Below are 24675 nucleotides of genomic sequence, written 5' to 3' on the forward strand. Positions count from 1 at the left end.
TCTCTGTCTGAACGGGTGTCGGCTCAGGCGGCGGCGGTGGCGGTGGCGGTGGCGGACGTGAGGGAGCGGGCGAAGGCGCGGATGTCGCCGGTCAGTTCGGCCGGCTGTTCCATCGCGGCGAAGTGCCCGCCGTGTTCGAACTCGGTCCAGTGCGTGAGGTTGGGCAGGTCGCGCTCGGCGAGGCTCCGGATGGGCACGAAGATGTCGTCGGGGAAGACGGCGACGCCCACCGGCACCGTCAGCGGCGGCGGAACCGCGCCCGAGGCGGCGGCCCGTACTCCCTCGGCGCCCTCGAAGTAGAACTGGGCCGACGAACCGGCCGTGGCCGTCAGCCAGTAGATCGACACGACGGTCAGCAGCAGGTCGCGGTCGACAGCCTCCTCGGGCCGCTGCTCGGCCGAGGTCCAGTCCAGGAACCTCTCCACGATCCAGGCCAACTGGCCCACCGGCGAGTCGGTCAGCGCGTAGGCCAGCGTCTGCGGGCGGGTCTGCTGGACCTTCATGTAGCCCGACAGCTCCGCGTCGAAGCGGGCCAGCTTGCCCAGGCGGGCCTGGTCGGCCGGGCCGAGCCCGGCGAGCTCGGCCGGATCGCCCGAGGGGAAGGTCATCAGCATGTTCACGTGAACGCCGATGACGTGCTCGGGATCGATCCGCCCGAGCTCCAGGGAGATCACCGCGCCGGCGTCACCGCCCTGCGCCAGGTACCGGTCGTACCCCAGACGCTCCATCAGCGTGGCCCAGGCACGGGCGATACGGCCCGTGTCCCAGCCCTTCTCCGGCAGCGGGCGGGAGAAACCGTAGCCCGGGATCGACGGGATGACCAGGTGGAACGCCTGCGCCGGGTCGCCGCCGTGGGACCTCGGGTCGGACAGCGGGCCGATCACGTCGAGGAACTCGGCGACGGAACCCGGCCAGCCGTGCGTGAGCAGCAGCGGCGTCGCGTCCGGCTCGGGCGAGGTGATGTGCAGGAAGTGCACGGGGGCGCCGTCGATCTCGGTGACGAACTGCGGGTGCGCGTTCAGGCGGGCCTCGGCCGCCCGCCAGTCGAACGACGTGCGCCAGTACTCGGCGAGCTCCTTCAGATAACCGAGCGGCACCCCGCGGCTCCAGCCGACACCGGGCAGTTCGTCGGGCCAGCGGGTCGCCTCCAGCCGTCGGTGCAGGTCGTCGAGCTGGTCCTGCGGGATGTCGATACGGAAGGGATGCATGAAGCGCTCCGAGGAGAGTCGGTCCGCGCGTGAAGGCCGCGGCTCACTGAAGGAGGTCACAGGGCTCGCCCGGCGGGACGGATCCCGAAACACGTGCGTCCAGCCGTATCGTGCGCCGCCGCGGAACGGCCCCGCATCTTGTCGATTGCTCCGTGGTCCCCGGCCTTCCGCGGGCGCTGTCGGCACGTCCCGGCGGCCCCCGGGCGACCCGCCGGCGGCGTCCGTCCCGCAAGCGGGGCCCGGCGGCCCCGCGACCCTCGCAAGGAGGGCAGTCCAGAAGATGCGGCGGCGCGGGCGGCGCTGGCAGCATCCCCACGACCGGCCCTTTCGTCGCAGGTCAGCGCGCAGGCCAGCGCGCAAGTCAGCGCGCCGGTCACGCAGGGAGCCGGGTGATGCCGGTGACGCCGCACCGATGCAGGAAGGACGCCCCGTGAACGCAGCCACCGCCCACGCCACCGACGCCCTGATCGACGCCTTCGTGAACGCCGCGCCGGAACAGGCGGAGCACCACTACCGCACGCTGGTCGAGGCGGTGTGGGACGACGGCGAACCCACCGCGTCGGCCCTCGACGCCGTACCCGCCCTGGCCGCCGCCCTCGAGCGGGCCGGCGACGGGCGCCGCGGGCACCTGGCGATCCTGCTCGGCCTGCTCGCCGAGTCCGAACACCCCACCGTCGCCGGGCCGGTGGCCCGCGCGGTCCGCGCCCGCCTGGACACGTACCTGGAGCTGCTGCGCACCGAGGGCATCGGCACCCCGCTGACCCTCGCCCTGCTCTACCTGCTGTCGCACTTCCCGGCCGACCGGGACCGGATCCTCGCCGCCGTCTCCGGCCTGGAACTGGACCCGGCCGACCTCTCCCGCCTCGACCGCGCCCTGAGCGAACTCGACCCCGGCCGGCCCGGACTGGGCCGGGTGTGGCCCTCGCCGTCCGTGTGGACCCTCAACGAGGACGAGGTCGCCTTCGACCAGAGCTGGGTGAAGGCCCTGAGCCCGCAGCAGCTCCTGGCCGCCTGGGACAACGACACCCGCACGGTCCTCGGCTGCACCGGGGCCCGCGCCTACTGGGCGGTGTGCCACGGCGACCCGGCCGACGCCCCGGCCGCCGCCGTCCCCGACCGGGCCCGTGCCACCGCCCCCGCCGCGGGACCCGAACTGATCGCCGCGCACACCGCCGCGCTGCGCTGCCCCGTCTGCCACAAGGAACTCGAGCCGGGCGACGGGCGCTTCACCTGCACCGGCTGCGCCGCGGACTATCCGGCCGCGGGCGGCATCCTCGACCTGACCGCCCCCGTCGGCGAGGAGGCGGGCGTGGACGACTTCCTGGAGAAGCTGTCCCAGGTGCCCAGCATGGGCCTGTTCTACGAGGCCGTGGCCCGCCCCTCGTTCCTCCGGGTCGCCGGCTCCAACTGGGGCGGAGCCGTCACCCCCGACGACGAGGACCGCTACATCGCCGAGCACGTGACCCCCGTCGACGGCCCCGTCGTCGACCTCGCCGCCGGCGCCGGCCGGTGGACCACCGTGATCGCCGAGGCCGTCGGCGCCGACCGCCTCGTCGCGGTCGACAGCTCGCTGCCCATGCTCAACGTGCTGCGCGGCCGGCTGCCCGACGTGCCCGCCGTGCTGGCCGGCGCCGCCGACCTGCCCTTCGCCGACGCCTCCGTCGGCGCGGTCGTGTGCTGGAACGCCCTGCAGGCCTTCTACGACGAGGCGCCGGCCGCCATCGCCGAGGCCGGCCGGATCCTGCGGCCCGGCGGCACCTTCACCGCGATGACGTTCCGTCGTTCCGAGGACCCCGTCTACCGCTACTTCCAGTCGGCACACCGCTTCCCGCAGCACGAGGGCGGACTGCGGCTGTTCGATCCGAGGGACCTCAGGCGCTGGCTGACCGAGGCGGGCCTGACGGTCCGTGAGGAGAGCGGGCCGGGCACCTTCGTGTTCCTCACCGCCGTCAAGGAGCCCTGACAGCCGGTCGGCCCCGCCCAGCCGCTGATACGGAAGCCCGCTACGGAAGGAATTCGTCCATGTCCCTCTCCGACGTCCGGGAGGCGGCCCTCGCCCGGCCCGGAAGCCCGGAGTACGAGCGGGCCACCGCCGCGTTCAACCTCGCCGCCCCGCCCCGCCCGGCCGCCGCCGTCATCGCGCGCACCCCCGGTCAGGTACGGGCCGCCGTGCGCACCGCGGTCCGGGCCGCCCTGCCGGTGCGCGTGCACAGCACCGGGCACGCCTCCGGCGCCGTACGGCCCGCCGACGGCGCCCTGCTCATCCGCACCGAACTCGCGGGCGGCGTCGAGATCGACCCCGTCCGCCGCACCGCCCGCGTCCCGGCCGGCACCACCTGGGGCGAGGTCGTCCGCGCGGCGGCCCCGTACGGGCTCGCCGCCGCGCACGGCTCGGCCGAGGGCGTCGGCGTCGTCGGCTACCTGCTCGGCGGCGGCGTCAGCTTCTACGGCCGCAGTACAGGACTCGCCGTCAACACCGTCCGCGCCGTCGAACTGGTCACCGCCGACGGGGAGTCGGTGCGCGCCGACGCCGAGAACGACCCCGAGCTGTTCTGGGCGCTGCGCGGCGGAGGCGGCGGGTTCGGTGTCGTCACCGGTGTCGAGATCGGCCTCTTCCCCGTCGCACAGGTCGTCACCGGCGCCTGCTACTGGTCCGCCGCGCACGCCCGGCCGCTGCTCGACCGTTGGCAGGCGTGGTCACGCCACGCGCCGCGCGAGGCCACCACGTCCCTGCGCATCATGAACCTGCCCCCGGTCCCCGGCGTCCCGCCGCAGCTCGCCGCCGGCCCGGTGCTCTGCGTCGACGGCGCCGTCCTCGCGCGCCGTGCGGAGGACACCGCGACGGCCCACGAGACGGCGGCGGGGCTCCTCGGCCCGCTGCGCGACATCGCCGAGCCGCTGCTGGACACCTGGGCGCCGACCGGGCCCGCCGGGGTGCTGGACGCCCACATGGACCCCGCCGACCCTGTCCCCTTCATCGGCGACCACCTGCTGCTGCGCGAGCTGGACGACGCCGGTGCCGCGGCCTTCCTGGGCGCCGTCGGCGAAGGGTCGGGCTCACCGCTGGCCGTGGCCACGCTGCGCCAGCTCGGCGGGGCGTTCGCCGAGGCCCACCCGGAGGGCGGCGCGCTGTCCGAGGTGGACGCGGCCTACGCGTACATGGGGTCCGGTCCGCCCTTCGGACCGGTCACCGTCCAGGCCCTGCACGACCACTGCGCCACCGTGCGGGAGGCGCTCGCGCCCTGGGACACGGGGAGCACCGTGCCGTCCCTGGTCGAGGGGTACGGGCGTCCGCAGCTCCACCTCGACCAGGACCGCGCGGCCGCCGTCGGCCGGGTGCGGGCCCGCGTCGACCCGCACGGTGTGTTCGCCGGGGACGTCGCCCCCGGCGCGGCCGGTCCGGTCCGGCGTGAACCGCGGTAGGCGGGCCGGCGGCCCGGTGCCCGCGAGGGTGTCCGAGCAAATCGTTTCTCCGCCGGGCGGGCGCCCCCGCCACGGCGGACACGTCGCCCCCGGCCGGCGTCCGCCCGGCAGACGGGGACAATTCCCGCACGTCACGAAGGCAGAGAGCAATCCGGAAGAACATCCGGAACCACTTCGCCAAGTAGCATCCGACTACGCCGAAGGGAGTTGGCCGGAGCGAAGGGCGGTGAGGTGCCATGGCGTTCGACGGACGCCGTGCCGGCGCCCCACGCCGCCCCGCGGCGGCTCCCGGGCGGTCCCGCCCGGTGATGGTTCCCGGGCGGTCCCGTCCCGTGATGGTTCCCGGGCGGTCCCGTCCCGTGATGGCTTCCGCGCGGCCCCGCGCCGCGCGGCGTCCGTACCTCCGCCCCGGCGCCTTACCCGGCCGAGCGCCCGGCACGATCCGGCTCTCCACCGGATCGCCGCCCGCCCGGACCGGACGACGCAGACGCTGACGACTCCGTACGGCCCACGGTGTGTCCGGCGACCCCGTTTCCGCCGGCTCCGCGACCAGGAAGGGGCGCCGCCGCGCCCCCGGCCCTCCCGTCCGCGCCGCCCACCCGTCGCCGACCGCCCCGGGCGATGACCCGCCGACCCACGACCGATCCCCCAGGAAGGGGCACGAATTTCCATGACCGTGCCGGGAGAATTCGTCCTCAGACGCTCCGCGGACGTCTCCGTGGACACGCTGGTGCGACTGGTCAGGGCGTACGAGGAAGGCAGTACGGGCACGGCCACGTGCACCCATGAGGACGTCCGGCTGACGCTCTCGCACCCCCACTACGCGGACAACAGCTGGTGCCTGACCGGACCCGGCGACGAACTGCTGGCCTGGGCGTCACTGGCCCTCGGCGGCGACACCGCCGCCGAGGCGGCGCTCACGGTCCCGCCAGGCCCGCGCAGCGCCCCGGCGGCCCGCTTCCTGATCCTGCACCTGCTGGACCGCACGGACGCGCTCGGACTGGCCCGGGGCACCCCGCTGGGCCTGGACGTCGGCGGGGTCCTCGAAGGTGACCCGGTGCTGCCCCGCGTCCTGGAGGAGACCGGCTTCGTACGGGCCGCCACGCTCACCCAGTACGACGTCGACCTGTCGGGCGGGGCGCCGTCGGCGGCCCTGCCCCCGGCCGGGCACATCCGGCCGGCCGTGCCGGACCAGGACGCCGAGGTGCTGCACGGCCTGCACCTGCGCAGCCGTTCCCGGGTCCCCAAGACGTACGACCCCGCCCTCTTCCGGGCCCGGATCCGGCGGCTGGGCGAGTTCTCCGGGTTCGCGCTGCTCCTGGAGGTCGCCGGTCACCCCGCCGGTCACGTCCTGGCGCACGCGGCGAGCGACCGGGGCCGCGTGCTGGAGGCCGCCGTCGCTCCCGCCCTGCGCGGGATCGGCGTGGGTCTCGCCCTGGTGGCGGCGGCCCTCACGGAACTGCGCCGGCGCGGGTGCGCACAGGCCTTCGTCGCCGTCGACACGGCCCAGCTCCTCGACCCCGACGCCCTGCGCCGGGACCTCGGCGTCCGCGGCGAACGGGCGGTGACGTACTTCCACCGGGAACCCGAACTCTGATCCCCTCTTCTCATCCGGTGAGGTTCTCACTTGGTGAGGGTGAGCCCGGCCCGGCCCAACACGGGGCGGGCGGCGTCCGGCCGGCGGGAGAGCACCGCCGCCGGCAGCGACATCAGTACGGCCGCCATCACCGCGGCGATGAACCAGCCGGAGGCGTCCCGCTCGGCGGCGAACGTGGCCGACACCGGCATGACGGCACCGAGCACCGCACTGGTCACGGCGTTGGGCAGTCCGATGCCCAGGGCGCGCACCTGCGGCGGGAAGATCTCCGTCAGGAGCTTGGGCAGCACCGTGGTCGCGGACGTCAGGTAGACCACGCCGGAGCCGTAGGCGAGCAGCAGACTGGTGAAGGTGCCCCGCATGGTCAGGTACGACCAGGAGCCCGCCACCGCGAACACCACGCTCGCCGCGACGAGGAAGCGGGCGGCCCCGATCCGGTCCGCGAGCAGACCGAGCGGGACGTTGACCACCATGAGGAACGCGGTGGCGGTCACGGCGACCCACATCATCGTGCCGGGCTCGGCCATCCGCCCGCCCAGCGCGGGGACGACCGCGGTCCAGGTACCGCCGACGGTGCCCGTACCGGCCACGAACAGGACGGCGAGCAGGACCTGGCGCCGGTGGGCGCCCAGGACCCGGCGTACCGAGCCGCGGCCCGCCCGGCTGCTCACCTCGCGGCGGAACACGTCGGTCTCGGCCAGCCGGGTGCGCAGCACCAGCAGCACCAGGCCGAGGACGCCGCCGACCAGGAACGGCACCCGCCACCCCCACGCCGCCATGGCCTCGGAGCCGATCGCGGCGGTCAGCGCGCCGCCCAGCAGGGAGGCGGTGAACGCGCCGGCGCAGGTGGTCAGCGAGAACAGGCTGCCGTACGTGCACTTGCGCCGTTCCGGCGCGACCTCCATCAGATAGGTGGCCGCGGCCGGCCACTCGCCGCCGTGCGAGATGCCCTGGGCGGTCCGCGCCAGGAGCAGCACGAGCGGCGCGAACAGCCCGATCTGCTCGTACGTCGGGGTGACCCCGATGAGGAACGAGCCGCCCGCCATGAGGGAGATGGCCAGCATCAGCGCCGGCTTTCTGCCGCGCCGGTCGGCGAACCGGCCCAGCAGGAGGCCGCCGAGCGGCCGCATCAGGACACCGGCACCGAGGACCGCGAACACCCCCAGTACGGAGGTCAGGGTGTTGTCGGAGGGGAAGAACCGGGCGGCGAACAGCGGCGCGAACAGCCCGTACGCCAGCCAGTCGAAGGACTCGATGAAATTGCCGACGACCGTCGCGGCGACCGAGCGCCGGTGGGCCTTCCCGTGCGCGGGCACGGACGCGGGCATGGATGCGGGCACGGACGCGGGCATGGGGCTCCGTAAGTTGTCGGGCGGCCCGGGAGGGCGCTGGGCAGGGGCGTCCGGCCACCGCTGTCCGGGGCGGCCGGCCGGTGCCCATCGTGGAAAGCGGCACGGGTTCCGGCCAACTCCGAGCGTGCGCACCTTCGGCGACCGCCCGTCGCGGGTCCCGAGCGTGCGCACACTCGGTGACCGCCCGCAGCGGCCACCGAGGGGTGCGCACCCTCGGAGTTGGCCGCCCTCCGGGCCGCTGACGACGATGGCACCGACCGAGCCCGCCAGAGCGAAGGGTGCTCCGATGGCGCACATCGCGATCGACAACGACCTGCCCGGCATCAGCGGCCTGATGGCCCAGCGCCCCGACACCGGCGCCCCGCTGAACCAGCTCGCGGAGACGCTGCTGCGCAGCGGCGACTCGCCCCTGACCCGCGGCGAACGCGAACTGATCGCCGCCTACGTCTCCCACCTCAACAGCACGCCGTTCTGCGCCCGTTCCCACAGCGCGTTCGCCGCCGCCCAGCTGGAGGGTGGTGCCGATGTGGTGGGGGCGGTCCTCGCCGACCCGGAGGGCGCCCCGGTCCCCGCACTGCTGAAGAGCCTGCTGCGGGTCGCCGCCGAGGTGCGGGCCCACGCCCGTCCCGTCTCCGACGAGACGGTCCGCGCCGCCCGCGCCGAGGGCGCCACCGACGCCCACCTGCACGACACGGTGCTGATCGCGGCGGCCTTCTGCATGTACAACCGCTACGTCAGCGGCCTGGCCACCGACGCGCCCTCCGACCCGGCCTACTACGACGTCGCGGCGGACTTCATCGTCCGGCACGGCTACGGAGCCGCGGCCTGACCTTCCGTGGCGCGTGCCACCACCCGAGGAGGACTCACATGGACTGGTCCCCGGCCGGTGTCCCCGGCCAGCACGGCAGAACGGCACTGGTCACCGGCGGCAGCGGCGGCCTCGGACTCGAGGTGGCCCGGGCACTCGCCGAACGCGGTGCGCACGTCGTCCTGGCCTGCCGCAGCACCGCACGCGGCCGGGCGGCCGCGGCCCGCATCGGAGGGAGCACCGAGGTCGTCCGTCTCGACCTCGCCTCCCTGGACTCGGTACGCCGGGCCGCGGACGGGATACGGCACCGGCACCGGCGGCTCGACCTGCTGGTGAACAACGCGGGGGTGATGTTCCCCTCCCGCCCGCGCACCGAGGACGGCTTCGAGCCCCACTTCGGCGTCAACCACCTGGGCCACTTCGCCCTGACCGGGCTGCTGTTGGACCTGATGCGCCGGGTGCCCGGCTCCCGCGTGGTGACGGTGGCCAGCCTCGCCCACCGGGCCGGCCGGGGCGCCGTGGACGGACCGCGGGCCCGTGACGGCGCCGGCCACCGCTCGCTGAGCGCCTACGGCCGGTCGAAGCTGGCGAATCTGATGTTCGCCCGGGAGTTGCAGCGGCGGCTGGCCGGCAGCGGAGCCGAGACCCTCTCCGTCGCCGCGCATCCGGGCCTGTCGGCGACCGCCCTGTGGCAGGGGGAGGCGCCCGCGTGGCTGCGCCCGGTGAGCGGGGTCGCGCTGCGGCTGCTGGCCCAGCCGCCCGAGCGGGCGATGCTGCCGGTGCTGCGCGCCGCCACCGACCCCCACCTGCCGGGAGGGGCCTACCTCGGCCCCGGCGAACGGTTCGAGAGCCGGGGCGCGCCTGCTCCCGCCTCCTCCAGCCGCGCGTCACGTGACGCCCCGGCGCAGCTGCGCCTGTGGGAACTGTCGGAGGCGCTGATCGGCGTACGCTACGGCCTCGCGCCGGCGCGCACCGCGGCCGGCGGCTCCTCGACGACGGCCGGACGATGAGCACGCCGGCCGGCGCCCGCCTCGACGACGGCCCCGACGGGCCCTTCCGGCGGGCCGCCGCATGGGCCTGGGCCTGGCGCAGCTTCGACATCGGCCTGCCGGATGCCGAAGGACTGTCGGGGGCCGAGGGGTTGCCGGGGACTGAGGGGGTTCCGGGGGCCGGTGGGTTGCCGGATACGAAAGCTCTGTCGGGGACCGAGAGGCTGCCGGATGCGAAAGGTGCGCCGGGAACCGGGAGACCGCCGAAGGCACCTGTCGCCCCGCGGCCCGTTTCCCCGGACACACCCCCGCCGCCCGCCCCCGTGTCTCCTGCCGCCGCCGCGCCCGCGCCGGAGGTCCAGCCCTGCCCCGTACGGCGCCGGCCCCGTCCCGCCCTGCGCAGACATGGCCACCGTCTCGGTACCGACCCACGGAGATGAAGCGGCTCTCCGCCCCCGCCACCGCGGCCCAGAGGGGGAGGGCCGTGGCGGAGCGGGGACGGAGAGCGGGCCGACGTCAGTGAGCCGACAGCGCCTCAGAAGGCGGTCGATGCGGGTCCCGGTGTCAGGAGAAGGAGATCAGCTGGCCACCGCCCTCCCCCTTGTCGCTGCCCAGGCCCACCTGGCAGGCGGTGACCTTGCAGTCCACGGTGCCCCACGGAGTGGTGGCGGAGCCGACCACGGCCTCGAAGCTCTGCTTCACGGTGATCTTCGTGTTGACCGCGCCCGAGGCGTCGGCCACGACATCCAGCGCGGTGGCCTTGTTGCAGCCGTACTGCCCGTCCTCGACGAAGGCGCACTGGCCCACGTGATAGACGGTCCCCGGCGTCAGCCCCGAGGCGTTGAGCGTGACCGTGGCGCCGTCACTGAGGCCCGTGGCCGGCGTCACCGAGACGACGGGGGCCGCGGCAGAGGCCGACGCGCTGGGGACGACCGCGGCACCCAGGCCGAGGGCGAGGGCGGCGGTGGCGCCGACACGGGTGACGAGGCCGAGCTTGTTCTTGACGGTCATGTCCTTGACTCCCTGCGGATCGTGGCGAGCCGGGCGTTCCGGCTGCTGTGTCCATGAAGTTACGGGCCCCGCTTCGGCCTGGGCATCTTCCAAGTTGCTTCATGCAACCCGCGGATTCCGCATCCGGACTCAGCACGCAGAGAGATGCGGGCGCGGCAGGCCCCGGAGGACGGTGGCGGGTGGGCCCGGAGGCACGCAGCACACGGGCACGCGCAGGGGCGGGGGCGTACATCCCGTACCTCCTCGCACCGGCGCCGGCACACCCACATCCACACGCGCACGACCCATGACGAGGGGAAGTAACAGGCACATGACTGCAGGCGGTGCTCCCAAAGCCGGGCGGAAGGAGTGGATCGGGCTGGGCATCCTCGCTCTGCCGACCCTCCTCGTGGCCCTCGACGTGTTCGTACTGCTCCTGGCGCTGCCGCACCTGAGCGCGGATCTCGGCGCCGACTCCAACCAGCAGCTGTGGATCATGGACATCTACGGCTTCATGGTCGCCGGTTTCCTGGTCACCATGGGCACCCTCGGTGACCGCATCGGCCGCCGCAAGCTGCTGCTGATCGGCTCGGCCGCGTTCGGTGCCGCGTCCCTGATGGCGGCCTTCGCCACCAGTCCGGGCATGCTCATCACCGCACGCGTGCTCCTGGGCATCGCCGGCGCGTCCCTGACGCCGTCCACGCTGGCCCTCATCACCACCATGTTCCAGGACGCCAAACAGCGCACGGTCGCCATCAGCCTGTGGGCGAGCTGCTTCACCATCGGCGCGATCGTCGGCCCGCTGCTCGGCGGCGTGATGCTGGAGTACTTCTGGTGGGGTTCGCTGTTCCTGATCGGCGTCCCGGTGATGGTGCTCACCCTGATCGTCGGCCCGCGCGTCCTGCCCGAGTTCAAGAACCCCGAGGCCGGCCGCCTGGACCCGGCGAGCGTCCTGCTGAGCCTGGGCGGCACCGTCCCGGTCATCTACGGCATCAAGGAACTCGCCCGCAACGGCTGGGAGGCCCTGCCCGTCGCCGTGCTGGCCGCCGGGCTCGTCATCGGCGTGCTGTTCGTCCAGCGCCAGCGCCGGCTGAGCAGCCCGCTCCTCGACGTCACCCTGTTCGCCCACGGCCGGTTCACCGCCGCGCTGCTCAGCCTGCTCGCCTACAGCCTCATCGGCGGTACGGTCATGCTCTTCATGACCCAGTACTTCCAGGCCGCCCAGGGCATGTCCCCGTTCGAGGCGGGACTGGGCATGCTGCCCGGCATGGCCGCGGCCACCGTCTCCTTCGCGGTGTGCCCGATCATCGCCCGCAAGGTCCGCCCCGCGTACGTCATCGGCGCGGGCATCGCGGGCGTGACCGCCGTCCTGCTCACCTTCACCCAGCTCGACGCCGGTTCCGGTACGGCCGTGCTGATCGCCGGGTTCGCCGTGTTCTCCTTCTGCGGCGCCCCGATCGTGGCGCTGGGCACGAACATGGTCGTGGGCACCGTCCCCGCGGAGAAGGCCGGTTCGGCCGGGGCCCTGTCCCAGATGAGCAACGAGTTCGGAGCCGCCCTCGGTGTGGCGACCCTGGGCACCGCGGGCCTGGCCGTCTACCGCAGCGAGATCGCCGACACCGTCCCGGCGGGCGTGCCCGCGGGCGCCGCCGACGCCGCCCGCGACAGCGTCGCCGGTGCCGCGGCCGCCACCGAGGGGTTGTCCGGACCGCTCGCCGAGACGCTGATGGAGCCCGTGCGCGTGGCCTTCACCAGCGGCCTGCACACGGTGGCCGGGGTCAGCGCGGCCCTCATCGCCGTCGCCGGCGCCTTCTTCGTCGTCCTGATGCGGCACATCCCGCCGGTCGGCCAGGAGGAGGCCCCGCCGGAGCCCGAAGCCGAAGCCGGGACGGAGAGCGAGACCGAGACCGCGGAGGAGCCGGCGCCGAAGGTGGCGGCGGTCTGAACCTCCCCGGCGCCGAGACACCGGGCCCGCACACGCGTCCGCCCCACCCCGGACATCCCGGGGTGGGGCGGACGCGTGTGCGTCAGGCGTCGAAACGGCCGCGTGCGCTCTCGATGTGACCGAGATGCTGGTGGGTCCAGCCGCAGATGGCGTCGACCGCGGTGCGCAGGGCCCGGCCCGGCTCGGTGAGGGTGTACTCGACCCGCGGCGGCACGGTGGGGTGCACCTTCCGGTCGACCAGGCCGTTGCGCTCCAGCATGCGCAGGTTCTGGGTGAGCATCTTGTGGCTGATGCCCTCGACCTCGTTCCGCACCTCGTTGAAGCGCAGGGTGCGCTCGCCGAGCGCCTCGATGATCAGGAGCGCCCACTTGTTGGCGACGTCCGAGAAGATCTCCCGCGCCAGGGAGTCCGCGCGCCGCAGGTCGGCGTCCTCGGGCAGGCCCTTGAGCAGTTGTTTGGTCACCATGAGGTTCCCCAGTCACCGAAAAGTGCGTTCTTCCAGGTCAGCACTCACTCTCCTACAGTTCCCGAGTAACCACAAGAGAGCGGATCGGAAGGGCGAGCTCCATGACCACCCTTGATGTCTTCAGCTACGACGTGCCGGCCGAGAGCGACTTCGGCTACTCACAGGCGATCAGGTCCGGCGAGCTGGTCCACGTCTCCGGACAGCTCGCGTTCGACGACGCGGGCGAGTTCCTCCACGCGGGCGACTTCGCCGCCCAGCTCGAGCAGACCTACGCCAACATGGACAAGGTCCTGGACCACTACGGCGCCACCCGCAACCAGATCGTCTCGCAGACCCTGTACGTGGTGGACCTCCGGCAGAACGCCACGGCGGCGGCGGAGGGCAACCTGGCGTACTTCGGCGACCACCGCCCGGCCAGCACGGTCGTGGGCGTCACCGAACTGACCCTGCCCGGCCAGGTCGTCGAGATCGGCTTCGTCATCGACACGAAGCTGCCCGCCTGAGAAGCCGCCGGTGGAACCGGGAGCGGAGACGAGGGGGCGTCGGGTGCGCACGTGAACTGATTATGATCTTGGTCATGTCTGTGCAGAGTTCTGACAAGGCCCTTTCCCGCAAGCAGCGGCTCCAGGAGAAGCAGCGCCGCCAGTTGGCGGTGGTCGACACCGTGGACAAGGCCGAGGCGAAGGTCCGCAAGGCAGAGGTGGAACTGGCCGGGGCCGTCGCCGAGGCCGTGCAGGTGTTCGGTGACGAGCAGTCCGCGTCCGAGGGGCTCGACATGCCGGTCGAAGCGATCCGGCGCTTCCTCGGCATGGCGCAGGAGGAAACGGCCGGCTCCGGCGACGCCGCCGGCGCGTCCTGAGTCCGGCCCGCCGCGTGCGTGGCCCCGGTCGGCCCGGAGGACGACGGGCCGGGTACGCACCCCGCGCACCCGGCCCGTTCGCACACCGCCGGTACCTCAGTGCGCCCAGGGGGCCATCGGGTACCAGATCAGATCACGGCGGGCCAGGATCCGCAGGTCCCAGTACAGGAGCATGAAGACGCCGGCCGCGATGAACGCCGCCGCCATCAGTGCCGAGGCGCGGCTCGGCCGGGCCGTCAGCCAGCGGCTCAACCGGTCCCCGAAGGCGACGGTGACCAGGAGGAACAGCACCGCCACGACGACGAGGTTGCCGAGCGTCTGGAGCACGAACACCGCCGCCCCGTAGAGCGGGTTGCCGCTCTCGGCCGCGTCCCGGAAGAGCTGCCGGAACAGCGGGAACGGACGCCCGATGAGGAACGCCCCGACCAGGGCGCCCATGAACAGCATCGGCGCACCGGGGAAGCGGCGCGACAGCCGCGCGAGCGGGTCCCGCACCACCCCCAGCGCGGAGAGCCCGAGCACCAGCATGCACAGGCCGATGAGCCCGTACACCACCATCGCCTGGATCAGACGGCCGGACAGCCCGCCGCCCGACGGGCTCTCGTCGAACTGCGGCATCCCGGTGCCGACCAGCGCGACGAGCACCCCGTACAGCGCCGACACGGTGATCGCGCCCAGGGCGAGTCTGCTCAGCGGCTGCAGGGCGGCGGTCAGCCGCCTGCGCGGTGAGGACGGGCCGCCGGTCAGCGGGGCCAGCGCGCTGAACACGGCGACGTTGCACGCGGTGAACGTGCCCGCCACCCCGGTCGCCACGGCGAAGGCCAGACCGGCCAGGGCGCCGGCGATGGGGCTGTCCTTGGCGTGATGTCCGAGCAGGCTGTCCGCGACGTTGTCGCCGATGGTGCTGTCGACGAACTCCGCCGACCACACCACCGTCAGGGCGAAGCCGAACAGCGCGCTGACCACGGCGACCAGCAGCCGCCGTCGCGGCGCGTGGCCGTTGAAGAAGAACGAGGGCGTACGCGAGGTGCCGGTTCGCGGCGGTGCCGGGGCGTCCAGGGAGGGACGCTGTGTCACTTGAGTCATGGAAACGCCTTTCACCGAAGAGGACGGAACAGGGGACGTGCGGTGTTTCCGGGCCCCGAAGGGCCCCCGAACGCGGTGTGGGGGACGGTGCACCGGCCGTGCACCGTCCCCCACACCGCCGTACGCCGGATCAGCGCAGCGCGATTCCCTCCTGACTCAGGGACCGCAGGAACTCGCCCCGCGACAGCGCCGCGGCGATCAGCTCGATGTCGTCGGCCATGGAGCGGTCCACGCCCAGGGTGGGCACCAGGGACCGCACCGCGTCGTACGTGGCCCGGCTCGCCGGACTCAGGTCGTCGTACCGCCGGGAGACGTCCACGGCCTGGGCGGCGGCGAGGAACTCCACCGCGAGGACGCGGTTGTTGTTCTGCAGCACCCGCCGGGCGTTGCGGGCCGCGATCAGGCCCATGCCGACGACGTCCTGGTGGTCGCCGCCGGACGGCACGCTCTGCGTGCTGGCGGGCCCGATGGTCCGGTTCTCCGCCACCAGGGCCGTCGCCGGGTGGTGCGCGCCGGCGAAACCGCGGTGCAGGCCCGGATCGGCGGCGACGAGGAACTCCGGCAGACCGTGGTCGAGGTGCCGGTCGAGCAGCCGGTCGACCTGCCGCTCGGCGAGCACCCCGAGCTGGGTGAGCGCGATCGTGGTGAAGTCCATGACGAACGCGATGGGCTGGCCGTGGAAGTTCGCCCCGTGGAAGATCTCCTCGCCCTCGAAGAACAGGGGGTCGTCGTTGGCGGAGTTGAGTTCGGTCTCCAGCCGCCCCCGCGCGTGCGCGAGGGTGTCCCGCACCGCCCCGAGGATCTGCGGCACGGCACGCAGCGTGTACGCCTTCGCCGGCTCACGGCGCGGGCCCGGGTGGTCCAGGACCGGACGGCTGCCCGCGAGCAGGGTCCGCATGTTGGCCGCCGAGTCGATCTGCCCCGGGTGCGGCCGGGCGACGTCGTGGCCCTCGGCCAGGAACGGGCTCCCGGACCCGCGCAGTACGTCGTTGAGCAGACCCGAGACCGTCTCCGCCTGGCGGACCTGGGTGAACGCCCGCTCCACGACGAGGGAGCCGAGACCCGTCATGGCGGAGGTCCCGCTGACCAGCGCCAGGCCCTCCTTGAAGCGCAGTCGCAGCGGGGTGATGCCCAGCTCGCGCAGGACCCTGCCCGTCTCCCGCCGCTTGCCGTCGCGCAGCACCTGGCCCTCGCCGATGAGCGTGCCGGCGAGGTGCGAGAGCGGCACGAGGTCACCGCCGGCGCCGAGCGAACCGATCTCCGGTATCGCCGGTGTGATCCCCTCGTTCAGATACAGCGCCAGGCGGTCCAGGATCTCCGGACGGACCGCGGAGTACCCCTTGGCGAGCGTGTTCAGACGCGCCGCCATGATGGCCCGGGCCTCGTCCTCGGCGAACAGTGGACCCACCCCGGCGCTGTGACTGCGCACCAGGTTCGTCTGCAGTTCGACCTCTTTCGCCTTGTCGATCCGCGTGTGGATCGTCTCGCCGTGCCCCGTGGTCACACCGTGGACGGGGATGTTCCGCTCCACCAGGTCCTCGAGCATCGCGCGGCTCCTGAGCACCTTGGCGACGGCACCGGGGCACACCTCCACCGGCGTTCCCGGTTCCGCGACACGGCCGACCGCGTCGGTGGTGAGGCTCTCGCCGTCGAAGGTGACCGTGGCGCTGCCGGTGTCAGCTGTTGTCAACGCTCTCACTCCAGGTGGACGGGGCCGGCCGGGCAGGAGGGGGCGGGGCGGTGGTCACCGGCAGATCCCTTCCATCTCGACCAGCAGGTCCGGCCGGCAGAGACCGACGTTGAGGAAGACCACGTCCGCCGCACCGGAGAACACCTCGGCGCACCGGGCCCGCACCGCCGGCAGATGCGCCGCGTCACGGACGTAGACCTTGACGCTGTCCAGCTCCGCCAGCCCGTACCCGGCGTCGACGGCGTGCTGGCGCAGGTTCTCCCCGCTCACCAGCGCCTCGATGTTGGCCAGCGTGACGTCCAGCTGCCGCTCGATGTCACCGGGGTGCACGGTGTCGTCCCCGAGGACGCTGGCCGTGCCCGACACGTAGAGGGCCCCCGTCCCGTACCCCTCGGACGCCAGGTGGGTGCCGCGCGCGAAACTCGGCCACAGGGCCCCGTACCGGTCGGGGTACCGGTGGGCCGGGGCCTGCCGCGGGTTCTCCAGATGGGTCGCGCGCCCGGGGCGGCAGGCCAGGAAGTACAGGTCGATGCCCGTTCCCAGGGAACCGGTGCCGGTCGCCGCGGGGATGCCCTCGAAGCGTCCGGACCACTCGTCGAAGGCCAGGGCCCGGCCGGCGCGGAAGTCCTGGTGGATCTCGGTGCCCTCGGCGTTGTCGCCGGTGATGTCACCGATCAGGTTCCACATGCGGAACAGATCGGTGTACCCCTGCTGCCAGGCCATCCGGAACGCGGCGCTGTAGGCGGCGTGCACCGCGTCGCGGTACACGCCGCTCTCCTCGACGCGCACCGCGCAGAAGAAGTGCTCACCGTCCTCCGCGTAGACCAGGTTGTCCTGCACTCCGGAGCGCACGGGACGGTCGGTGACCCAGGTCTCCGTGAACGGGACGGCGGGCGCGGCCATCATGTGCACGTCGAGCCGGGGGGATCCCCGGTACAGCGTCGGCCGCCCGCCGTGGTGCCCGTACACGATGCGGGCCAGGACGTGCCGGCCGGCCAGGGCGTCCCGGTCCTCGCCGGCGGGCGTGTCGAACACGCAGTCCAGCGTCGGTGTGCGCGGAACGGTGTGAAGGACTGTCACGAGTCTGCTCCCATGGGTGAGCGCTGCGAAGCGAAGCGGCGGGTGCGTCACGCGGGCGGCCACGGCAGACCGCGGTCGCCGAAGCCGTCGGAATCGACCCACAGCGCCCGCAGGCCGCGCAGGGTGACGTTCGGTCGGTAGGACGGGGTGCCGGTGGCGAAGCGGGCACCGGTGACCCGCTGGGTGAACCGGGTGAGAACCGTTTCGGCGATCAGCCGGGCCACCGGTTCACCCGGACACGCGTGCGGCCCCAGCCCGAAGGCGGCGTGCGGCGCCCCGGTCCCGTCCGGGGAGAACACCTCGGGGCTGTCCCACACCCGCGGGTCCCGGTGGGCCGCGGCCAGCAGAAGCAGCAGGGTGGTCCCGGCGGGCACGCGCGTGCCGCAGACGTCGAGACCGGCGACGGCATGACGGTGGAGAAGCTGGACCGGCGGGTCCAGGCGCAGTACCTCCTGGACCACCTGGCCCGCGTACCGGGCGTCCCGCCGCACCGCCTCCCGCACGTGCGGAGCCCGCAGCAGCGCCAGGACGCCGCCCGAGACCAGGTCGACGCTCGTCTCGTGCCCCGCGACGAGCAGGGCCCGGTACGCGGCGGCGAGCCGCGCCGCCGAGGACGGCCCGTCCGCGTCCTCGGGCACCGACAGCGGATCCTCGCCACCCCGCGAGCGCACCAGTTCGCCGAGGTAGGCGTCCAGTTCCTCCTCCGCCCGCCGACGGGCCTCGCCTCCCGGCGGGTCCGCACCGGTCAGCAGCGGATGCGGGTCCAGCGCGGGGGAGAGCAGCAGCGCCTGCCGGTGCAGCCAGGACGCGTCCTGCCGCGGCAGGTCCAGCAGACGGCAGAGCACGGCCGCCGGCAGCGGATACGCCAGGTCCGTGACCACTTCGAGCCGCCCGCGCGCCGCCACCCCGTCGAGGAGGTCGTCGACGAGACCGCGCACGAAGGGCACCAGGGCGCGCATCCGCTCCGGAGCGAGCACCCGCGCCACCAGCCGGCGCAGCGCCCCGTGCTCCGCCGAGCCCGCCACGGCGACGGCGAACCCCTCCGGCCGGCCGCCCCGCCCGGCAGGACACGTATCGGCCCGCAGGACAACGGCCTCCGGTGCCCGCAGAACGGCCGCGCAGTGCCGGTACGAGGAGAAGACGACGGTCGACTCGTCCCACCACAAGGGCCCGGCCTCACGTATCCGGTCGAACACCGGATACGGATCGGAACGCACGGAGCCGTCCAGAACGCGCAACAACAGCGAGCGGGCTTCTCCTTGCCGGCCCTTCTCCCCGAAAAGGAGCGACGCCGAGCGATGGCTTTCCATGGCACAGCCTTCCTGAAAAGGGGATGCCGCCATCGGAAGGATGTTCGTGCCCGCCCGACGCTGTCCATGCGGAGTTGTGCAAGCTGCCGCGAACAACGCCCGTCGCGCGGACTTAGCCAAGTCCGCTTGTGACCGCGGCGACCGGTGGATTGAATGAACCGCCGGTCCGTCCCGCTCCTCGGACCGGCAGTCATGGCCGGCCGCGTCAGGAGAAGGTTCTCGTGAAACCGGGCCGTACGGTTCCCGCGCCCCGCACAGACGGCCGCGCACCGTCCCCGGCCGGCCCCCGCCCCGCCCCCAGAGGGGGACGAGGCACCTCTGAACCCCCGCCGACGGCACGCGCTCGCCGTCCTGGCGATCGGCCCCTTTCTCTCCCCGTCCGGCCGGTTCCGCGTCGACCTCGCGGCGCCCTCGACCGACCGGCCGTCCACGCTGTCGCCCTTCGGGTCCCAGGCCGTCGTCGGCGGATACGGCCTGGTCCACGGGCTGGGCCCGATCACCGTCACCTCGTCGGCGTGCGCGCCGGCCTGGTCACCGGACGCCGGTGCCGGCTCGGGCGTGCCCAGCACCGCTCAGCAGCCGGGGGCCGCCGGCCGAGGTGGAGTCCCGGACGCGAGAGGACCGCCGCTCCCGGTGGAGCGGCGGTCCTCTCACGGACGTCCGGAGCGCGGACACCGACCTGCCGGAAGGGTCCCGCGCCCGTCTCAGGGACGGTTCGCCTTGCCGTCGAGCCAGAGCGTGTCCGACTCGTCCTGGTGGGTCCCGCCCGAGCCGACGTGCTTGTCGGAGATCTTCGCGCCGTTCTTGATGACGTGCACGAGCGCCATTCCGTGCCCGCGGCCCAGGTCGTAGTCCTGCTTGAGCCACTCCAGGATGACGCCGGCCTTGGTGTCCGCGCTGTCGTAGCCGCGCTCCTGCGCGAGCGCGATGAACTGACGGGGCGTCAGGCCCGTCTTGTCCTCGATCTTGTCCAGGTACGCCTGAAAGGACATGTCCTCTCCCAACTTCCTTTGTCGGTCGTGCCGTTGGAACCAACTAAGCAGATTGAAGCATACTTGTAAAATGCAAGCCCTGTTCGCACTATGGCGCGGGAACTAGAATGTGAACCATGACGGTGAAGGAGTACGGCCAGTTCTGCGGCCTCGCCCGCGCGATGGAGGTCGTCGGTGAGCGCTGGACCCTGCTGATCGTCCGGGACCTCCTGCTCGGCCCCAAGCGCTACACCGACCTGCGCAACGGCCTGCCGAACATCCCCACCAACATCCTCGCGGCCCGCCTCAAACAACTCGAGGCCCACGGCGTCGCCGTCCGCCGCGCCCTGCCCCACCCCGACCGCGGTGTCGTCTACGAACTCACCGACCACGGCCGTCAGCTCCAGCCGGCCGTGACCGCCCTCGGACGCTGGGGCGCCCGCACCATGACCGAGCCCCGCCCCGGCGAGATCACCACCACCGAAAGCCGTGCCCTGTCCTTCCACACGGCCTTCCGCCCCGAAGCCGCCGCCGGAGCGACCCTCGGCTACGAGATACGCATGGCCGACGTGACCTTCGCCCTGTCCGTCGCCGGCGACCGCCTCACCGTCGTACACGGTCCCCACCCCGACCCGGACCTGATCATCGAAACCCGCTCCGGCCACCCCGTCCTCGACCTCATGCGCGCCACCCTGACCCCCACCGAGGCACTCGCCGCCCAGAGCATCGCCATCAAGGGCCCGGAGTCCCTCCTCACCCGCTTCACGGAGCTCTTCCGCCTCTGACGGCACCGGCCGTCCCCCGCGTGGGCGGCGATCGGGTCGCCATGTCGCGGCGCCATTGCTGGTTCATGCCCCTGCGCAGGTCGTCCTCGGGGGCTCTGCGGCAGCCGGCCGGCGTCCCTGAGCCGCCTGACGCCAGGATCGGCGATCGCGGTCCTCGATACGCGGACGATATGCGCCGACTCGTAGCATCGCGTGCATGCGTGTGCTGATCGTCGAGGACGAACCCTATATGGCGGAGGCCATCCGCGACGGCCTGCGCCTGGAGGCGATCGCGGCCGATATCGCGGGCGACGGCGACACCGCCCTGGAAATGCTGGGTGTCCACACCTACGACATCGCCGTCCTCGACCGTGACATCCCCGGACCGTCCGGCGACGAGGTCGCCACCCGCATCGTCGCCTCCGGAAGCGGCACACCGATCCTCATGCTCACCGCGGCCGACCGTCTCGACGACAAGGCCTCCGGGTTCGGACTCGGCGCCGACGACTACCTCACGAAGCCCTTCGAGCTGCGGGAGCTCGTGCTCAGGCTCAGAGCACTCGACCGCAGGCGTGCGCACACCAGGCCGCCCGTGCGGGAGATCGCGGGCCTGCGCCTGGACCCGTTCCGCAGAGAGATCCACCGGGACGGCCGCTACGTGGCGCTCACCCGCAAACAGTTCGCGGTGCTCGAAGTCCTCGTCACCGCGGAAGGCGGGGTCGTCAGCGCCGAGGAACTCCTGGAACGGGCGTGGGACGAGAACGCCGACCCGTTCACCAACGCCGTACGCATCACCGTCTCGGCACTGCGCAAGCGGCTCGGCGAACCCTGGATCATCGCCACCGTGCCGGGCGTCGGCTACCGCATCGACACGCGACCGGAGGCCGACGACAAGGGAGGAGACCGTGGATAGGGCACCCGGACCGAGCGTGCGCCTCAAGCTCACCCTCAGCTACGCCGGGTTCCTCATGCTCGCCGGCGTCCTGATGCTCGCGGCGGTGTGGGTGTTCCTCCTGCGTTACGTCCCCGACCGCGCGATGCTCATCAACGCCGACGACAGACTCGCGAACGGCGTCTTTCCCGTCCGGGGCGTCCTCCTGGACGTCTTCGCTCCGAGGGCGGCGGCGGTACTGGCGTTCCTGCTGGTCTTCGGCCTCCTGGGAGGATGGATCCTCGCCGGCCGCATGCTCGCCCCCCTGACCCGCATCACCAACGCCACCCGCACGGCCACGAACGGGTCGCTCTCCCACCGGATCCGGCTACCGGGCCGCAAGGACGAGTTCCGCGAACTCGCCGACGCCTTCGACACCATGCTCGCGCGGCTCGAAGCGCACGTCGCCGAACAACAGAGATTCGCGGCCAACGCCTCCCACGAGCTGCGCACCCCGCTGGCGATCTCGAAGTCACTTCTCGACGCGGCCCGCGCCGATCCGGACCGCGCCACCGACCCGCTCATCGACCGCCTCCACGCCGTCAACACCCGGGCCATCCACCTCACCGAGGCACTGCTCCTGCTCAGCCGCGCCGAGCGGCGGTCCTTCACCCGGGAACACGTCGACCTGTCCCTCGTGGCGGAAGAGACCGCCGAAACGCTCCTCCCCCTCGCGGAAAAGCACGGCGTCACCATCGAGACGTCCGGCGACATCACCCCCACCGTCGGATCGCAGGCGCTCCTGCTGCAGCTGACCACCAACCTCGTGCAGAACGCGATCGTCCACAACCTGCCCGAACAGGGCACCGTGTGGATCCACACCGGCGCCCACGCCAGGACCGCGGTGCTCACCGTCGAGAACACCGGCGAGCAACTCACCCCACGACTGGTCTCGACCCTCACCGAACGATTCCGGCGCGGCACCGAGCGCGTACACACCGACCACGCGGGCGTCGGCCTCGGCCTGGCCATCGTCAAGACCATCACCCACGCACACGACGGAACACTCGTCCTCACCCCGCGCTCCGCCGGCGGGCTCCGCATCACCGTGGAACTGCCCCTCGTGACGGACACGACGCCGCGGCGGTCGCGGTAGCGTCGGGCTCCCGCGCACGGAAGGGCCCGGCGTGTATCGCGGGCGTATCGAAAATCGCATACACCACCGCAACAGCCCTCCGTGTTCAGTGAAGGCATGCGTCAGAACACACCACTGTCAGCCCCGGCCGGTCGTGCGCGGAGGATCGTCCGCCGGATCGTGCTCGTCGCTCTGGGGATCGTCGGCGCGGCGGTCGCCGTGTTCGTGCTGCGGATGTTCGTGGTGTCCGTGCCGATGGTCATGCGGGGCGGATGGCGCGCCTGGCTCCTCACCTTCAACGGCGTGATGCTCTCCATGGTGGCCGCGCTGCCGTTGTCCGCACTGGTGGTGTGGCTCCTGGCACGCCGCCGGAGGGCCGCCGGCGCCGATCCGGACTGGGCGCGGCGCAGGTCGCTGGCCGAGGTCGGCCTGGTCCACGGGACGGTGCCGTGGGTATGGCTGATCCTGATGCCGGGCGCGCGGGCCGGTGAGGTCACCGGCCGCCTCAGCCTGGTCCCGGTGACGGACCTGCTCACGATGGGGCCGCTCGGGATCCTCGGCAACCTGCTGGTCTTCGCGGCGCTGGGCTTCTTCGCCCCGATGCGGTTCACCGCGGCGGCGTCGGTGCCGCGGATCCTGGCGCTCGGGGCAGGCTGCTCGGCCCTGGTCGAGACCCTTCAGTACGTCCTGCGACTGGACCGGGTGTCCTCCGTGGACGACGTACTGGTCAACGCCACCGGCGCCGCCCTGGCCGCACTGGCGTCCCGCCGCTGGTGGCGCGCCCCGGCCTCGGCGCCGACCGGTGAATCCCGGCCGGCCCCGGTACCGGCGGGCTGACCCGCCCACCGCACGCCGCACCGGGCACCGCGCCAGCACGGCGCTCGCCCCGTGGTCCCGGGCAGCCGCGGCGACTGGCGTGCGGCCCGGTGCTGCCCTCAAGCCCGGCACCGGTAGGCGTGCCTTGCCATCGGCCTGCGGGAACGGTTAGGTTCTCCCGGCCGTCCGCGTGCCACCGGACCGGCTCCGTCGACAAGGAGGTGTGCAGCACATGCGCAGGAGTGCTCAGCGGTCGAGCCCACGCTCCCTCACTCGCCACCTCCTCACGACGGAGACACCTTGTCGATTCGTATCACCCCCCTGACCGACCCCGACCGCGGTCCGTCCGGCCACCGTCTGGCCTGGCTGGCGTCCGACGCCGACGGCACTCCCGTCGGATCGGCGTTCCTGCGTCTGTTCACCCGTGCCGGGCAGGAGCACCTGGCCGAACTGGAACTCCACGTCCATCCGGTCGAGCGACGCCACGGCATCGGCTCGCGACTGCTCGACGAAGCCGTGGCCGCTGCCCGGGAAGACCGCAGACGTCGCGTTCTCGCCCAGGCCGAGGCCGGATCCCCCGGCGCCCGTTTCCTGCCGGCCCGGGGTTTCCGCAAGGTCCTCACCCTGACGTTCGCCCGATTGCCGCTCACCGGAGTGGACACCACGGCCCTCGACGAGATCATCGAGCGACCGCACCCCGGATACCGGCTGGCATCGTGGTCCGGGACCGTCCCCGACGACCTCGCCCACACGTTCGCCGCGTCGCGCCGGGCCATGGACGACATGCCGACGGGCGACATCGACCACGGGACGGTCACCTGGGACGTGGACCGGGTCCGAGCCGCCGCGCGGGCCGTCGAGGAACGAGGCGAGCTGCTGCACACGGTCGTGTCCGTCGACGCGTCGGACGGCTCGATCGCCGGATTCACCGAGCTGGTCGTTCCCGGCGACGGCAAGGGCGACGGCCGGCACTACGGGACCGGTGTCCTGCCCGAACACCGTGGACACGGCCTCGGCCTCTGGATGAAGGCCGAGTCGATCCGGCGGGCCCACGCGCACCATCCCGAGCTCGGTGGACTGCTGACCGACACCGCCGACGACAACCGGCCCATGAGGAACATCAACACCATGCTCGGCTACGAACCGACGCACCAGGCGCACGAGTACCAGCTCGATCTGTGAGGCAGCGGGGTGGGCCGAGGCTCGCCTCGGCCCACCCCGTCGAACTCGGCATCGTCGTGCAGGCTCACCACCCCTCCCGGGCACGAGCACCAAGCGGGCGGCGTGACGGACCACACGCCCGTCCCCGTACCCG

22 protein-coding genes are annotated in these 24675 nt (G+C 72.9%); 13 read left to right on the forward strand and 9 right to left on the reverse strand.

What is annotated here, in order from left to right; all coding sequences use genetic code 11:
- Positions 1 to 23: 23 nt before the first annotated feature.
- Positions 24 to 1208: an epoxide hydrolase family protein gene (locus AMK33_RS30530; protein ID WP_073936228.1), complete on the reverse strand. Its 1185-nt coding sequence runs from the start codon at positions 1206 to 1208 to the stop codon at positions 24 to 26.
- Between the two features lie 430 nt (positions 1209 to 1638).
- Between AMK33_RS30530 and AMK33_RS30535 the strand changes: the two genes are divergently transcribed.
- The 3 genes from AMK33_RS30535 to AMK33_RS30545 all read left to right on the forward strand — a co-directional run bounded on the left by AMK33_RS30535 (position 1639) and on the right by AMK33_RS30545 (position 6228).
- Complete coding sequence (locus AMK33_RS30535; RefSeq protein WP_235618247.1) at positions 1639 to 3171, forward strand: methyltransferase domain-containing protein; 1533 nt, start codon at positions 1639 to 1641, stop codon at positions 3169 to 3171.
- Between the two features lie 59 nt (positions 3172 to 3230).
- The gene (locus AMK33_RS30540) at positions 3231 to 4631 is read left to right on the forward strand and encodes an FAD-binding protein (protein ID WP_073936230.1); all 1401 of its coding nucleotides are present in this window, start codon (positions 3231 to 3233) and stop codon (positions 4629 to 4631) included.
- Positions 4632 to 5301: 670 nt separating this feature from the next.
- Positions 5302 to 6228 (forward strand): GNAT family N-acetyltransferase, encoded by a 927-nt coding sequence (locus AMK33_RS30545; protein WP_073936231.1) that lies wholly within the window; start codon positions 5302 to 5304, stop codon positions 6226 to 6228.
- A gap of 26 nt (positions 6229 to 6254) precedes the next feature.
- On the opposite strand, the gene AMK33_RS30550 is transcribed toward AMK33_RS30545, so the two are convergent.
- A complete protein-coding gene (locus AMK33_RS30550; protein WP_235618248.1) occupies positions 6255 to 7580 on the reverse strand; it encodes an MFS transporter in 1326 nt (441 codons plus the stop codon).
- A gap of 286 nt (positions 7581 to 7866) precedes the next feature.
- Here AMK33_RS30550 and AMK33_RS30555 point away from each other — a divergent pair, with 286 nt between their 5' ends.
- Together AMK33_RS30555 and AMK33_RS30560 are read left to right on the forward strand one after the other, a co-directional pair.
- Positions 7867 to 8409 carry a carboxymuconolactone decarboxylase family protein gene (locus AMK33_RS30555; RefSeq protein ID WP_073936233.1) on the forward strand — a complete coding sequence of 181 codons (543 nt, stop codon included), beginning with the start codon at positions 7867 to 7869 and terminating at the stop codon, positions 8407 to 8409.
- 38 nt (positions 8410 to 8447) lie between these two features.
- Positions 8448 to 9398, forward strand: a complete 951-nt coding sequence (locus AMK33_RS30560; protein ID WP_073936234.1) for an oxidoreductase — start codon at positions 8448 to 8450, stop codon at positions 9396 to 9398.
- Between the two features lie 543 nt (positions 9399 to 9941).
- Here AMK33_RS30560 and AMK33_RS30565 read toward each other — a convergent pair.
- Positions 9942 to 10388: an enediyne antibiotic chromoprotein gene (locus AMK33_RS30565; RefSeq protein WP_073936235.1), complete on the reverse strand. Its 447-nt coding sequence runs from the start codon at positions 10386 to 10388 to the stop codon at positions 9942 to 9944.
- A 310-nt stretch (positions 10389 to 10698) separates the two neighbouring features.
- On the opposite strand from AMK33_RS30565, the gene AMK33_RS30570 reads away from it, so the two are divergent.
- Entirely contained in the window at positions 10699 to 12312 is a 1614-nt protein-coding gene (locus tag AMK33_RS30570) for an MFS transporter (RefSeq protein ID WP_073936236.1), read from the forward strand.
- Between the two features lie 82 nt (positions 12313 to 12394).
- On the opposite strand, the gene AMK33_RS30575 is transcribed toward AMK33_RS30570, so the two are convergent.
- Positions 12395 to 12778, reverse strand: coding sequence for a winged helix-turn-helix transcriptional regulator (locus AMK33_RS30575; RefSeq protein ID WP_073936237.1), 384 nt, complete (start codon positions 12776 to 12778; stop codon positions 12395 to 12397).
- A gap of 101 nt (positions 12779 to 12879) precedes the next feature.
- Here AMK33_RS30575 and AMK33_RS30580 point away from each other — a divergent pair, with 101 nt between their 5' ends.
- Together AMK33_RS30580 and AMK33_RS30585 are read left to right on the forward strand one after the other, a co-directional pair.
- Complete coding sequence (locus AMK33_RS30580; RefSeq protein WP_073936238.1) at positions 12880 to 13281, forward strand: RidA family protein; 402 nt, start codon at positions 12880 to 12882, stop codon at positions 13279 to 13281.
- A 74-nt stretch (positions 13282 to 13355) separates the two neighbouring features.
- Positions 13356 to 13637 carry a hypothetical protein gene (locus tag AMK33_RS30585; protein WP_235618249.1) on the forward strand — a complete coding sequence of 94 codons (282 nt, stop codon included), beginning with the start codon at positions 13356 to 13358 and terminating at the stop codon, positions 13635 to 13637.
- Between the two features lie 96 nt (positions 13638 to 13733).
- On the opposite strand, the gene AMK33_RS30590 is transcribed toward AMK33_RS30585, so the two are convergent.
- From AMK33_RS30590 to AMK33_RS30610, 5 genes are all read right to left on the reverse strand, one after another.
- Complete coding sequence (locus AMK33_RS30590) at positions 13734 to 14723, reverse strand: hypothetical protein (protein ID WP_073936240.1); 990 nt, start codon at positions 14721 to 14723, stop codon at positions 13734 to 13736.
- 130 nt (positions 14724 to 14853) lie between these two features.
- Complete coding sequence (gene cmdF, locus AMK33_RS30595) at positions 14854 to 16413, reverse strand: tyrosine 2,3-aminomutase (protein WP_073936241.1); 1560 nt, start codon at positions 16411 to 16413, stop codon at positions 14854 to 14856.
- A gap of 54 nt (positions 16414 to 16467) precedes the next feature.
- Positions 16468 to 17493 (reverse strand): FkbO/Hyg5 family chorismatase, encoded by a 1026-nt coding sequence (locus AMK33_RS30600; RefSeq protein WP_079195025.1) that lies wholly within the window; start codon positions 17491 to 17493, stop codon positions 16468 to 16470.
- A gap of 47 nt (positions 17494 to 17540) precedes the next feature.
- Positions 17541 to 18803: a cytochrome P450 gene (locus AMK33_RS30605; RefSeq protein ID WP_073936243.1), complete on the reverse strand. Its 1263-nt coding sequence runs from the start codon at positions 18801 to 18803 to the stop codon at positions 17541 to 17543.
- Positions 18804 to 19507: 704 nt separating this feature from the next.
- Positions 19508 to 19795 carry a DUF4287 domain-containing protein gene (locus AMK33_RS30610; protein ID WP_030871200.1) on the reverse strand — a complete coding sequence of 96 codons (288 nt, stop codon included), beginning with the start codon at positions 19793 to 19795 and terminating at the stop codon, positions 19508 to 19510.
- 116 nt (positions 19796 to 19911) lie between these two features.
- On the opposite strand from AMK33_RS30610, the gene AMK33_RS30615 reads away from it, so the two are divergent.
- From AMK33_RS30615 to AMK33_RS30635, 5 genes are all read left to right on the forward strand, one after another.
- Positions 19912 to 20559: a winged helix-turn-helix transcriptional regulator gene (locus tag AMK33_RS30615; protein WP_073936244.1), complete on the forward strand. Its 648-nt coding sequence runs from the start codon at positions 19912 to 19914 to the stop codon at positions 20557 to 20559.
- 196 nt (positions 20560 to 20755) lie between these two features.
- The gene (locus AMK33_RS30620; protein WP_073936245.1) at positions 20756 to 21451 is read left to right on the forward strand and encodes a response regulator transcription factor; all 696 of its coding nucleotides are present in this window, start codon (positions 20756 to 20758) and stop codon (positions 21449 to 21451) included.
- On the forward strand, positions 21444 to 22565 hold the full coding sequence (locus tag AMK33_RS30625; protein WP_073936246.1) for a sensor histidine kinase: 1122 nt from the start codon (positions 21444 to 21446) through the stop codon (positions 22563 to 22565). The genes AMK33_RS30620 and AMK33_RS30625 overlap by 8 nt, the downstream gene beginning before the upstream one ends.
- A 96-nt stretch (positions 22566 to 22661) precedes the next feature.
- Positions 22662 to 23381, forward strand: a complete 720-nt coding sequence (locus tag AMK33_RS30630) for a VanZ family protein (protein WP_073936247.1) — start codon at positions 22662 to 22664, stop codon at positions 23379 to 23381.
- Between the two features lie 279 nt (positions 23382 to 23660).
- A complete protein-coding gene (locus AMK33_RS30635; RefSeq protein WP_073936248.1) occupies positions 23661 to 24542 on the forward strand; it encodes a GNAT family N-acetyltransferase in 882 nt (293 codons plus the stop codon).
- Positions 24543 to 24675 lie beyond the last annotated feature (133 nt).

Source organism: Streptomyces sp. CB02400 (assembly GCF_001905725.1).
Classification (GTDB): domain Bacteria; phylum Actinomycetota; class Actinomycetes; order Streptomycetales; family Streptomycetaceae; genus Streptomyces; species Streptomyces atrovirens.